This is a genomic window from Clostridium felsineum DSM 794, assembly GCF_002006355.2.
GTDB lineage: Bacteria > Bacillota > Clostridia > Clostridiales > Clostridiaceae > Clostridium_S > Clostridium_S felsineum.
Map to the genome: position 1 here is coordinate 1,489,947 of NZ_CP096980.1, position 12,859 is coordinate 1,502,805.

The window sequence follows — 12,859 nt, forward strand, 5'->3', positions numbered from 1 at the left end:
TATAATGTAAGAAAATGCATATACTTTCAAGGAAGCTGTAATTAGGAGGATACCCCATGGAAAGACTGATTGAAATAAAAAATATCACCAAAAGTTTTGGTAACAAAACCATACTAAAGAATGTTAATATGACAATTAATAAGGGAGATTCAATTGCAATAATAGGACATAATGGATCAGGCAAAAGTACTTTTTTGAAAATAATCTGCAAATTATCATCAATAAATGAAGGTGAAATAAAATATTATAAAAAAATAAAATTTAATTATGTTCCAGAAAGGTTTCCGAAAATGCCAATTACACCGAGGCAGTATATTCTTAAAACTGGATTAATTGAGGGAATAACTAAAAATGAAATAGAGGATAAGTGCAGCGAATTATTTAGAAAGTTTTTTATGGAAAAAATGATTGATACGCCGATAAAATATCTCTCAAAAGGTTCAATACAGAAGGTAAGTGTTATACAAGCATTAATAACTAAACCGGATATTTTACTTTTAGATGAGCCTTTATCTGGACAAGATGTAGATTCTGAGAAGGTATTTATAAAGTTGATAGATGGTTTAATTAAAGAGGGAATTACGGTTGTGATGTCCTGCCATGATAGTATATTAATTAATTCTTTGTCAAATTTAGTATATGAAGTTAAAGAAAGAAACATTGAAAAAGTAGATTATTTAAAGGCAAGCTGCAGGGAATATGATATTTTAGTTTTTAATGGAAGTTCAAATATAAAAGAAAGATATAAGGACATAAAAAAACAAGTTGAAAAAATAGACGTTGATGAAAATAAAATTAAGTTAGTGGTTGATAAAAGCAGGAGTAATGATATATTGAAAACTATGCTTAATTACGGTTATGAACTTAGGAGGATGTACAGTGAAGACTTTTAATTCTCTTTTAAGATATAATTTTATTATATACATAAAAAGTAATAAATTTATAATGCCACTCATAGTATGGATTGCTTTCATGGGTGTTATGTATTCAATAAAGCCATTAGATATAGTATCAAGTTTTATATTTTCCATGATGTTTTTATTTGCTGTAATGCTGTGGATTAGTTTTTCGTATTTAGAAGCTTTAGATAGTGTATCAGAACAATTAGTCATATTAAAGGTTAGAAAAGAATGGATGTACTATTTAGGCAACAATGTTTTTTTAATGCTCATAGGAGTAATAATGAGTTTTATAGGAGTTTTATGCCCTATTATAATAAATGTGGTGAATAATTTTACTTTATTTAATAGAAGACTTACTTTAGAGGATTGTTTATCATCATTAATCTTACATATTATTTTTGCTGTTTTAGGATGTTCAGTTGGGATACTAAGTGGACCAAGATGCATTAAAAGCAGGAAATTAGCTGTAGAAATTATTGTACTGGTTGCAATAATTTCAGTAATAAAATTTCAACTAATAGAAAAAGTTAATATAATTAAGTATATTACATGGATTCTACCACCTGTATGTGATATCCAAGCATTCTTTAGTAATAAAGGTTTTTTTGATATACAAAATACTGTAAAGTCTATAATGTATGGAGTTATATATACATTTATTTATAATGTCATTAATATAGAACTTCTAAAAAGAAAGCGATTTTAGGAGTTAAATAAAGTGCCTATAGATTTTTTATAGGCACTTTTAAAATTAGCCAAGTACCAGCTATTATATACTTGTAGGGCAATCACCTTTTTTTACAAAATCATGAATTGCCTCAATTGAGCATTTTACCATATTTTCTACTGCGGTATCAGTATAAAAAGCCATGTGTTGTGTAAGAATTACATTTGGAAATTGACGAAGATATGCAATCTTTTGATTACTAATAATATCACTTCTTTTATCTTCGTGATAAAGTCCGTCTTCGCCTTCTATAACATCTAAACCTAAAGCACCTATTTTTTTTGATTCAACGCCGTAAATGAGAGCGTTAATATCCATAAGTTCTCCTCTAGCACAATTTATCAGGACAACATTATCCTTCATTTTATTAATTTTTTCATCGTTAATTAAATGATATGTACTTTCCAAAAGTGGTGTATGTAGTGAAATAATATCTGAGGAAGTTATAAGTGTGTCTAAATCCGTATAGGTAGCATATTTTTTGGTTTCATCATTTTCATATTTATCGCAAGCAAGTATTTTGCAGCCAAAGCCAAAAAGATTCTTTATCACACATTGACCAATCTTGCCTGTACCTATAATGCCTACAGTTAAAGAATTAAGTTCACGCCCCTTGAGCCCACTTAATGAATAATCATTTACTTGTCCACGCCACATTGCTTGTTTGTAATTTCTTAAGGACATTAATATAAGCATTACGGTATGCTCAGCAACACCTGTAGGTGGATAATTCGAATTGGCTACTTTTAATCCAATTTTATGAGCATGTTCTATATCTATATGATTAAAGCCAACAGTTCTTGTAGAGCAGAAGTTAACCTTTGATGCCTTTAAGTTATCTTCTATATCAGCAGTTAAATGGCTTTTACCTAAGATAGATACGCCATCATAGCCATTTGCCATTGGCAGAGTTTCGAAATTTAAAGGAGCCTCAGTTAAGGTGATTTCACAGTTGTATTTATCAGCATATTTTTTAAAATATAATTCTTCATCCTCACGTACTTCAAATGCTAAAATTTTCATAATATCCTCCGGGTATCTGTATTAATTTATTAAAAGCATAGCAAATAATACGATAAGTTGCTAATATCAATTTTTAGAGTTATAATAACTTAAAGTTATAACAAATATATAATGAGGAAATAAATATGAACATTAGGCAATTAGAATACTTTGTAACTTTATCAGAAACCCTAAGCTTTACAAAAACAGCACAGAAATTTTTTATATCACAAACAGCAATAACAAAGCAAATAAAATTATTGGAAAGTACTCTGGATACTAAACTATTTAATAGAGATAAACATTATGTAGAGTTAACACCAGCTGGAAGTGTTTTCTTGGTGGAAGCAAAAGCTATTCTTCGTAAAATTGAAGAAGCAACAGAAAGAGTCCATCTAACTACTATAGGATTTGTTGGATTACTTCGTATTGGTTTTATAAAAGGGTATGAAAAAACATGTTTTACTGATTTGATTTTTAAGATATATAATAAATACCCTAATATATCTATTGATTTTTTTAGGGGAACAGAAGAGGAATTATATGATAAAGTTTTAAATTCTGAATTGGATATAATATTTAATAATTTTAAAAAAGAAAGTATGGAAGTAGGACTGGAAAAGAAATTAGTGGGGGAATACCCACTAAAGGTTGTTGTTCATCCAACACATATTTTGGCCACAAAAAAATCAGTATGCTTTGAAGAACTTAGAGGAGAAACAATCTTTAAATATAGTGATGGCGAAGATATGGAGGTTATTCTTTTAATGGTATCTGCAAATATGGGTGTTGCTATTATGCCTTCGTATTGTGTAAGATACTTAAATCAATCTCAGCATATTATGATAATAGAATTAAAGGATAGTGATGCTTATGTTAATATTGGAGCAATATGGAATAGAAAAAATAATAATCCAGCCTTATTAAGAATGCTTAAAATTATTGAAGAAGATAAAATTTCTCTTAAAAAAATGCATGAATTATGATCATGCATTTTTTTAAGAGAAATATATTATATAATGATTTTTACATAATGATATTTAAAAACAGGCCAAGATTTTTTATATGGAATATTTACAGCTTCATAAGAGTGTTGACTAATAAGTGGCTGTCCTAATAAAAACCCAGTTACAATGCTTGAATGAAATATAACACCAGCTTTATTTTGAAAAAATATTAAATCTCCAAGTTCTAAGTCTTTTGCAGCAGTAGTTTCTATACCCTTTGCATAGGGAAGATTTTTTTCGTGATTTATTCTTAGGTAATAGTATAGAGAATGTGCAACGGTCCAACTTATAGACCAAGTATCATAGGCTTTATTTGCAGCATGTTTATACCACCACGGGCGAAAACTATTGAAATTCATAGGAGCGTTTCCAGCTAGTAAACATTGAGAAACAAAATTTGAGCAGTCTCCACTGGTATCATTTATCAATTTAAAGTACCTATAGTTGGGATTAGGATTTAAGGCATAGGTAAGTGCATAATTAACAGAAGCGCTTCTTAAATATTTATTTGGCTGTCTTTTTAGGTTTGTTATATAGTACATAAGGTATTCCTTAAAAGTATTATCAATTATTATATTATGAAATAGGTAAATGAGAAGTTCAAAATAAAGTTAGATTATATAAGTAAAATAAGGGTACTTTAGAAAGTCCCCTTATTTTAAGTGTTATTTTTGATAACGTTTACTTGAACTACCAAGGCATATAAGGTATGCTTGATAGCAAACAAAAATTATTTGCTAAAAGTATACCTAGAGATGCAATTCCTAAAACTAAAGTTGATAATAAAATACATTTTTTAAGCATTATGTCTCCACTCCTTTCATTGGAATTTTTTTGTGAAGTTGTGAATTTGTCTAAGAGCTTGAATGTCATTTATATCTAAAAAATAATCTATTAATTTGTTTTTAATAGAATTATTTGGTTTATTATTTTTGGCAGATAGTATGAAAAATTCATTCATAATATCATAAATTTTATCTTTATGATTTGAGCTTATATATATGTTAACTAATTCACATAAAATATCTGGTTCTAAGTGAAAACGTATGGTATTTTTTGTGTATTTTAATGCGCCCAAGAAATATTCCTCAGCTTTTTCTATAAGATTTATTTCTTTATAAATCTTACCGATTTCGAAATATATCTCTGGTAGATAGAGAAAATTTTCATCTAAATGAGATTTATATTCTACTATAGAATTTAAAATTTCCCTTACTTTATCAAAATTATTAATAGAGATATATACGTCACAGATATTAAGAAGTATGATTATGTATTTTTTGTAATTGTCCTTACCTACAATTTCTAGTATCTTATAAAGTAATTTCAAGCTTTTATCATATTCTTTTAGTTCATGAAGGCAAACAGCTTTTTGTAGAATAACTTCATAATATTTATCAGTATGTACCTTTTTTAATTGTTTTTCAATGCTAACAAATCTTTTTAGTGCTATGTCAAATTTATTTAATTTCATATAACATAAGGCACTATTATAAACAAAAATATATTGATAATCCTCTTTCATGTTTTTAAACTGGTTTAACGCAAAGTCACAGCATTTTATATCATCCTCGTATCTACCCATATAAAAGTATACAGTTGATAGTTTTCTTAAAATTGATATTATATGATGATTAGGTTTAGTTGTACTTATTAAAGCTTTTGCTTTTTCGTAGTATATTGAACTATTATAAAGGTCATTTGTGTTGCAAAAAAAATCTCCAGCTAGCTCAAATATTGCAAGCTTTTTATCTTTTAAATCCCAATTAACTAAAAATTCTTCAGCTTCAAATAATTTTGAAGTAAATATTGCATCTTTATAAATACTTAAATCTTTAAGTTCTTTTATATATTTATCAAGTATTTTTATAGCTTGTGATTTTTCATTTTCTAGAAGATAGTCTAAATTTATATCTATGTCTATTTTGTTCTTTTTTGATATTAATTTTAGGTTTTTTAATATTACATTAGCTACGCTAACTGTTAGATTAGCTTTGTTATGTTCTATTTGACTTATTAGATTTCTAGTTATTTCATTTCCTACTATATCATCTTGACTTAGGTTATATTTTTTTCTTAAGTTTTTCAATTTATCTCCAACTGATAGTATCTCGAAACCTTCCATAACAATTCTCCTCAAGGTAAAGTATTATATTAACCAATTATACCACTAATTGGTTAATATGTAAATAATGTCTGGGATTCAGTAAGAAGTTAAAATCTTTGTTAAAAAAATAATAACACTGTTTGATTTTTAACAAACTATTATAGACGTTTTCATAAACGATTTCAATACTTTAAAATAAATATTAACAATTTATATTTATAATAGTAACAGTTTGTTAACAATTTAAAACGATTTCCATTTTGCATTATTTAAAAAAAACGTATATGATAAATGTGTAAGGAAAATTAATGAATAAAAAATAAAAACTAGCAGGAGGTAATTTTTATGAAAAAAATAGTAGAAGCTTTAAAAAATAGTGTGATGATGTTAGGATTCTTTCTTGATCCAGAATTGGTGAGATATGCCAATATAAATGAAATAGTAAAAAACAATTATAAAGATATAGATATAAAAAAGGTTGCATAGGTTTTTTGAATAAAAACTGTGCAAATTCTATCTAAAGAAAAAATTAAATATAAAAGTTTGTGAGGATAGTTTGGAAAATGATAAAATTTTATTTTCATAAAATATTTGTAAATTCAAAAATAGTGTATGTTTTTTAACTTTAAGGTTAATATGCATACACTATTTTTAATTTGAGAAAATAATTATAGACGTTTTCACAAACGATTTCAATAGATACCTATAATAATTCATTATTTATTAACATATTATTTAAATGCTGTTAACAAAATGAAACGATTTCTATTTTGATTTATTTTTAAAATTGAGGTAATATAAACGTGTAAGAAAATTAAGTTTTAGGAGGAAGTAAGAATGAAAAAGTTAATAAAAGAAATATTTAGTTTAGAAAGTATAAATAGAGGACTTGTTGCAGTAGGATGTTTCTTTGATTCACAATTAGCTAAGGATTGTTACAAAAATTCAAAGATAATTGAGCAAAGACAAAATGAAAAAAAGATTGCATAGTTAAAAATATAAAAACTATGCAATCTTTTTTATATTGCCTTATTTTTAGAAGTATATTTAAAAATTGCAGATTTTATTGCCATATAGTCAACATCATCAGGCAAGGCTTCTTTTATAGGTCTTAGTTTAGAGGTGCCAAGAGTTTTAATTTTTTCATATATTAAATCCTTGTATTCTTCAGGGATGTATGAATCTAAATTAACATTAAGACCTTCATTTGCGCATTTTAAAATATGCTCTTGCACAGTTGTAATAGATAAGTTTCGAGTTTTAGCTATTTCCGATAAATTCAATCCTTTTTTATATAGATTAAAAGTTTCTATATGGGTTGACAATTTTTTGGAAAGAATTTCAGGAACAATTAAGGTAGCTTTATTGTCTTCTGGAGTTAAATTTGTTTCCTTAATATATTCCTTTATTTTTTTCTCAAATATCTCGCCATATTTATTGTATTTTAATTCACCTATACCCTTAATTTGAAGCATGGATATCTTATCTTTTGGATAGTATTTACACATCTCGCTTAATACGGCATCTGAAAAAATAATATAAGGAGGTACATTTTCTTTTCTTGAAAGCTCTAGACGCAAACCTTTTAAAATTTCGAATAAATTATTATCAGTACTTAGTGAAAGTTCTGCTACGATATGAATTTTTTGCACTACTTTTTTGGAGCCTTTAAGAACATCAATACTTTCTTTAGACATTTTTACAATGGGATATTCACTATCAGAAAGATATAAATAACCATCTGCTATAAGTGTATTTATAAAGTTTGTAATTTGTTTTAAAGTGTAGTCCTTCATTATTCCATAAGTAGATAACTTATCAAAATTAAACCTTAAAACTTTATTATTTTTAGAGCCTTTAAGAACTTCAGCTATCATAGTTACCCCAAAATTCTGTCCCATTCTGTAGATGCAGGAAATTATTTTTTGAGCGTCTAATGTAATATCTACTATTTCTACGTTACCAGTACAATTAATGCAGTTATCACAATTATCCACCTCATAATCTTCTCCAAAATAATTTAAAATATATTTTCGAAGGCAGGAAGTAGTCATGCAATAATTTATCATGTCATTTAATTTTTTCATTTCTATTCTTTGTCTATCAAAAGAAGGTATACTTTGTCTTATTAGAAATTTTTGTATTTGTATATCTTGACCGCTAAACAAAATTATACATTCACTTTTTTCACCATCTCTACCTGCACGACCGGCTTCTTGATAGTAAGACTCTAAGTTTTTGGGCATGTTATAATGTATTACAAAACGAACATTTGATTTATCTATACCCATACCAAAAGCGTTTGTTGCTATCATCAGTTTTGTTTCATCGTATAAAAATAGATCTTGACTTTTACTTCGATCATTGTCGCTCATACCCGCATGATATTTTCCTACAGAATAACCTTGACTCAATAGTTTTTGATGAAGAGAATCAACTTCCTTTCTAGTTGCAGCGTAGATTATACCTGAAACATCTTTATGTTTTGCTAAATATTTGGTTATAAAATCAAATTTGTTTTCGTTTTTTACTATTGAAAAGAATAAATTATCTCTATCAAAGCCAGTGATAAAAGAATTGGGCTCTCTAAGCTCTAGAAGATTTATTATATCTTTTTTTACTTCATCAGTTGCAGTTGCAGTAAAAGCAGCTAAGATAGGTCTTTTATCAAATATAGTTATAAAAGGAACTATTCTTTTATAACTAACTCTGAAGTCATGTCCCCATTGAGATACACAGTGAGCTTCATCTACAGCCACCATTGCAACAGGCAAATCTTTAATTGCATTTCTAAAGTATTCCTGTTCTAATCTTTCTGGTGCTACATATAAAATTTTTAAATGTCCTGAAAGTGCTGACATTAAAGTATCGTTTGTTTCTTTTTGGGATAATGTGCTATTTATGTAACTAGCATTAACTCCATTTTCTCTTAAGGTATCAACTTGATCCTTCATAAGTGAAATAAGTGGAGTTATTACAATTGTAAGACCGTTCATATAGAGGGCTGGTATTTGATAACAGATAGATTTACCGCCTCCAGTTGGCATAATAGCAAAGGTATCATGACCATCTATTATACTTTGTATTATGTTTTCTTGACCTTGTCTAAATGAAGAATAGCCAAAGTATTTTTTTAATATATTAAATATGTTGTTATCCATATAAGACTCCTTAAGTAAACAATATAGGGAAAATAAGAGATAAACTAGTTCACATCTTATTTCCCTACATTTAATTATAAACAAAAATTTAAATAAATAAACTATTTTAACTCATAACTTTAAATATTCTTGCTTCGTTTTCTTTTAAATCTATGTTTATATTATCATTTAAATTTAGTTTTATAGTTTTTTCATTTAAAACATCTAAAAGAGAGGTTATTCCTAAATTATTTTGAAAATTTATTATGCTGCATTCTTTAGAACAGTTCAGGGCTACAATTATTTTTTCGTTTTTACTATATCTTAAAAAAGCAAATTGTTTATTTGAAATAAAGAGCTGTTTATATAACCCTTCTGCTAGTGCTTCGGAATCTACTCGCAGTTTACAAAGAACTTTAATAAAATCAATTAATTGCTTGTTTTCACTATTTTTAATAATGTCTGTTTTTAGTGCAGGTCTTAAATCTTTATCTGAATTATTTTGTTTTGTACCTTTTATTGCAAACTCACTTCCATAGTATATTGATGGTATACCAGGCATTGTAAGCAGTAAAGCGTAAGTTGGGTATATATTATCTATGTCAGTTAAAGTACTTGCGATACGATTAACGTCATGATTATCAATAAAATTGTATAATGGCAAATCTTTGTATATGCCACCTTCACCAAATTCTCTGTTTAAAGAATAAGCTATTTCGAAGTAATTTAGAGAATTGTGGCTAGAATAAAGTCCTTTATAAGCTTCATAATTTGTTACAGAGTCTAAAGTATCTTTGTTTGCCCATCTTGAGTAATCTCCAAAAATTATTTCGCCTAAAAGGAAAAATTCTTCTGATTTGCTTTTGCAAAATTTAGATAGTTCTTTTAGGAAATTTAAGTCTATACAGTCTGCAGCATCAAGTCTTAAGCCATCTATTTTAAATTCTTTTATCCAAAAGTCTACTATTTTTAAAATTAGATTTTTAACTTCCCCGTTGTTAAAGTTTAACTTAACTAAGTTATAATGACCACCCCAAGTATCGTAAGAAAAACCATCATTATAAGGGGTATTTCCATTAAAGTTAATTCCGGAGAACCAAGATGCAAAAGGAGAAGATCCCTTATTTTGTAGTACATCTAGAAATTGAGGAAAGTTCCTCCCTACGTGGTTGAATACACCATCAAGTACAATTTTGATTCCATTTTTGTGAAGTTTAGTTATAAGTTTTTTTAAAGTAGCATTGGTTCCGAGTCTCCTATCTACAGTAAAATAATCTGCAGTATCATATCCATGAGAAGTGGATTCAAAAACAGGTCCAAGATACAATGCGTTTATTCCTAAGGATTTTAAATGAGGAATCCAGTCCTCTATTTCTTTAAGCCTTTCTATTGGTTTTGAAGTAAAATCATTTTCAAGTGGTGCGTCACATAATCCTAAAGGATAGATGTGGTAAAAAATTGCATTTTTAGTCCAAGTCATAATTTTCCTCCTTAATATTATGAATTTACTTAATACTAATATATATAGATATATGTAATTTGTGTTAAAAATAAAAGTTGTAAAATGTAGTAATTGTTTCGTTAAAATACCTATATTAATATAAGGAAACAAGGAGAGACTATATTTTATATAGCTTTAGTGGTTTTAGTTAACTAAAATTTTATGTTTTTTAAAGAAATTAAGTAGGTGATTTATTTGAAAAGATATTTTGATTTAGATTCATGGAATATTGTGCAAAATTATTTTAAAGATGAGGACAATGAGTTTTGTGAGAGTATTTTTAGTATTGGCAATGGATATATGGGGCAAAGAGGAAATTTTGAAGAAGATTATACGGGAGAAAGCCTTCAAGGAAGCTATATGGCTGGTATTTATTATCCTGATAAGACAAGAGTAGGTTGGTGGAAAAATGGTTATCCTGAATATTTTGCAAAGGTGATTAATTCTACAAATTGGATTGGTATAAAGGTGGAAGTTAATGGCGAAAATCTGGATATAGCTAAAGGTGAGATTGAAGAATTTAAGAGAGTTTTAAATATGAAAGAGGGATATCTCTTAAGAGAAGTAGTATTAAAATACAAGGGTAAAAGGATACAAATTAAGTCTAAGAGGTTTGTAAGTGTAAAAGATAAAGAGATAGGAGTATTAAGGTATTCAATAACCCCTCTTGATTCTGATTGTGAAGTCTGTTTTTTACCATATCTTGATGGTGATATAAAAAATAAAGATGCTAATTATGGAGAAAAATTTTGGGATGAGGTTTCTAAAAAGATAGAGGATGATAGAGCACAGCTTGTAATAAAAACTAAAAAATTAGATTTTTATCTTTGTTCCTCCATGAAGTATGATGTGTTTAAAAATGGTGAGAAATGTAATGTTGAATATGAAAATATTGAAAAAAATAAATTTGTAGGAAGTAAAATTAAATTAAAAGTTAAAAGAGCGGAAGAAGTGGAAATATTTAAATATGTCTCAAATGTAACTTCTAGGGATTTTTTGGTTACTGACCTTATAGATAAAGGAAATGAAATATTAGATAGGGCATTAAAAAAAGGATTTGATAAACTTATATATGAGCAGAGAGAAGCTTTAAAGGATAAGTGGGAAAAAAGTGATATAGTAATAGAAGGAGATGAAGAAGCCCAGCAAGCTATAAGATATAATATATTTCAACTAAATCAAACTTATACAGGTGAAGATTCTAGACTTAACATTGGACCAAAGGGATTTACAGGTGAAAAGTATGGAGGTAGTACTTATTGGGATACAGAAGCATATTGCCTTCCGTTCTATTTGGCAACTGAAGATATGAGTGTTGCAAGAAATCTATTATTATATAGGCATAATCAGCTTGGACGTGCAAAAGAAAATGCTAAAAAACTAGGCTTTAAAAAAGGTGCACTGTATCCCATGGTAACTATGAATGGGGAAGAATGTCATAATGAATGGGAAATTACCTTTGAAGAAATACACAGAAATGGAGCTATAGCGTATGCCATATACAGGTATACTAATTATACAGGTGATACTGAATATTTATTTAAATATGGTATTGAAGTTTTAGTTGAAATATCTAGATTTTGGGAAGAAAGAGTAAGTTTTTCAGAGGAAAAAAATCAATATGTTATTTTAGGTGTTACAGGTCCTAATGAGTATGAAAATAATGTTAATAATAATTGGTATACAAATAGAATTGCAGTTTGGACATTAGAATATACAGTTAAAGTTCTAGAAGAATTTAAAGAAAATATAAAGTTAAAAGTTGCAGAAGAGGAAATTTCAAAGTGGAAGGATATTATAGCTAATATGTATTATCCTAAAAATGATAAGTTAGATATATTTCTTCAGCAGGAAGGATATATGGATAAAGAGCAGCTTACAGTAGAAGATATTCCTAAAGAAGAACGTCCAATTAATCAAAATTGGTCCTGGGATAGGATTTTAAGATCCTGTTTTATAAAGCAAGCAGATGTACTTCAGGGAATGTATTTTTTTCAGCATCTATATGATGAAGATACCATAAGAAGAAATTTTGATTTTTATGAGCCAAAGACAGTACATGAATCTTCTTTATCACCATGTGTACACTCTATTTTAGCTTGTAAATTAAAGAGACCAGATAAAGCGTATGAGCTTTTTCTTAGAACGGCTAGATTGGATTTAGATAACTATAATAATGATACAGAGGATGGGTGTCATATTACGAGTATGGCTGGAACTTGGATGTCTGTAGTAGAGGGTTTTGGTGGCTTTAAGGTGGAGAATAATATGATTTCTTTAAGTCCAATATTACCATCAAAGTGGAAAGAATTTTCTTTTAGAATAGTGTTTAGAGAAGTGATGCTGATGGTGAGGGTAAGTGAAAATGTTATAGAAGTAGAAAATGAAAGTGATAAAGAGTTGGAATTAATTATTGTAGGAAACGAGTATAAAGTAGATGGAGGAAAAAATATTTCAGTAGATAGATAATGTA

The 12,859-nt window shown here is 27.8% G+C and carries 11 protein-coding genes; 6 read left to right on the forward strand and 5 right to left on the reverse strand.

Annotated features, from left to right (window positions below):
* Window positions 1-56 precede the first annotated feature (56 nt).
* Window positions 57-893 carry an ATP-binding cassette domain-containing protein gene (locus CLFE_RS06885; protein WP_077895483.1) on the forward strand — a complete coding sequence of 279 codons (837 nt, stop codon included), beginning with the start codon at window positions 57-59 and terminating at the stop codon, window positions 891-893.
* A complete protein-coding gene (locus tag CLFE_RS06890; RefSeq protein WP_077895482.1) occupies window positions 880-1,608 on the forward strand; it encodes a hypothetical protein in 729 nt (242 codons plus the stop codon). The genes CLFE_RS06885 and CLFE_RS06890 overlap by 14 nt, the downstream gene beginning before the upstream one ends.
* Before the next feature lie 63 nt (window positions 1,609-1,671).
* Here CLFE_RS06890 and CLFE_RS06895 read toward each other — a convergent pair whose 3' ends face one another.
* Entirely contained in the window at window positions 1,672-2,652 is a 981-nt protein-coding gene (locus CLFE_RS06895; RefSeq protein WP_077895481.1) for a D-isomer specific 2-hydroxyacid dehydrogenase family protein, read from the reverse strand.
* Window positions 2,653-2,777: 125 nt separating this feature from the next.
* Between CLFE_RS06895 and CLFE_RS06900 the strand changes: the two genes are divergently transcribed.
* The gene (locus CLFE_RS06900; RefSeq protein WP_077895480.1) at window positions 2,778-3,617 is read left to right on the forward strand and encodes a LysR family transcriptional regulator; all 840 of its coding nucleotides are present in this window, start codon (window positions 2,778-2,780) and stop codon (window positions 3,615-3,617) included.
* 26 nt (window positions 3,618-3,643) lie between these two features.
* Here CLFE_RS06900 and CLFE_RS06905 read toward each other — a convergent pair whose 3' ends face one another.
* A complete protein-coding gene (locus CLFE_RS06905; protein ID WP_077895479.1) occupies window positions 3,644-4,180 on the reverse strand; it encodes an amidase domain-containing protein in 537 nt (178 codons plus the stop codon).
* Window positions 4,181-4,458: 278 nt separating this feature from the next.
* Window positions 4,459-5,763 (reverse strand): helix-turn-helix transcriptional regulator, encoded by a 1,305-nt coding sequence (locus CLFE_RS06910; RefSeq protein ID WP_077834143.1) that lies wholly within the window; start codon window positions 5,761-5,763, stop codon window positions 4,459-4,461.
* 327 nt (window positions 5,764-6,090) lie between these two features.
* Here CLFE_RS06910 and CLFE_RS06915 point away from each other — a divergent pair, with 327 nt between their 5' ends.
* Window positions 6,091-6,231 carry a hypothetical protein gene (locus CLFE_RS06915; protein ID WP_169851033.1) on the forward strand — a complete coding sequence of 47 codons (141 nt, stop codon included), beginning with the start codon at window positions 6,091-6,093 and terminating at the stop codon, window positions 6,229-6,231.
* A 351-nt stretch (window positions 6,232-6,582) separates the two neighbouring features.
* The gene (locus CLFE_RS06920) at window positions 6,583-6,735 is read left to right on the forward strand and encodes a hypothetical protein (RefSeq protein WP_169851032.1); all 153 of its coding nucleotides are present in this window, start codon (window positions 6,583-6,585) and stop codon (window positions 6,733-6,735) included.
* A gap of 29 nt (window positions 6,736-6,764) precedes the next feature.
* Here the strand turns inward: CLFE_RS06920 and recQ are convergent, their stop codons facing one another.
* A complete protein-coding gene (gene recQ, locus CLFE_RS06925) occupies window positions 6,765-8,906 on the reverse strand; it encodes a DNA helicase RecQ (protein ID WP_077895478.1) in 2,142 nt (713 codons plus the stop codon).
* A gap of 106 nt (window positions 8,907-9,012) precedes the next feature.
* Window positions 9,013-10,365 (reverse strand): alpha-amylase family glycosyl hydrolase, encoded by a 1,353-nt coding sequence (locus tag CLFE_RS06930; protein WP_077895477.1) that lies wholly within the window; start codon window positions 10,363-10,365, stop codon window positions 9,013-9,015.
* Between the two features lie 216 nt (window positions 10,366-10,581).
* Here CLFE_RS06930 and CLFE_RS06935 point away from each other — a divergent pair, with 216 nt between their 5' ends.
* Window positions 10,582-12,855 (forward strand): glycoside hydrolase family 65 protein, encoded by a 2,274-nt coding sequence (locus CLFE_RS06935; protein ID WP_077895476.1) that lies wholly within the window; start codon window positions 10,582-10,584, stop codon window positions 12,853-12,855.
* The last annotated feature ends 4 nt before the right edge of the window (window positions 12,856-12,859 follow it).

What these genes read in the sequence shown, in the direction of transcription:
- CLFE_RS06885 (WP_077895483.1), top strand. Translation starts at nt 57, where the DNA reads ATGGAAAGACTGATTGAAATAAAAAATATCACCAAAAGTTTTGGTAAC.
- CLFE_RS06895 (WP_077895481.1), bottom strand. Translation starts at nt 2,652, where the DNA reads ATGAAAATTTTAGCATTTGAAGTACGTGAGGATGAAGAATTATATTTT.
- CLFE_RS06900 (WP_077895480.1), top strand. Translation starts at nt 2,778, where the DNA reads ATGAACATTAGGCAATTAGAATACTTTGTAACTTTATCAGAAACCCTA.
- CLFE_RS06905 (WP_077895479.1), bottom strand. Translation starts at nt 4,180, where the DNA reads ATGTACTATATAACAAACCTAAAAAGACAGCCAAATAAATATTTAAGA.
- CLFE_RS06910 (WP_077834143.1), bottom strand. Translation starts at nt 5,763, where the DNA reads ATGGAAGGTTTCGAGATACTATCAGTTGGAGATAAATTGAAAAACTTA.
- CLFE_RS06915 (WP_169851033.1), top strand. Translation starts at nt 6,091, where the DNA reads ATGAAAAAAATAGTAGAAGCTTTAAAAAATAGTGTGATGATGTTAGGA.
- CLFE_RS06920 (WP_169851032.1), top strand. Translation starts at nt 6,583, where the DNA reads ATGAAAAAGTTAATAAAAGAAATATTTAGTTTAGAAAGTATAAATAGA.
- recQ (WP_077895478.1), bottom strand. Translation starts at nt 8,906, where the DNA reads ATGGATAACAACATATTTAATATATTAAAAAAATACTTTGGCTATTCT.
- CLFE_RS06930 (WP_077895477.1), bottom strand. Translation starts at nt 10,365, where the DNA reads ATGACTTGGACTAAAAATGCAATTTTTTACCACATCTATCCTTTAGGA.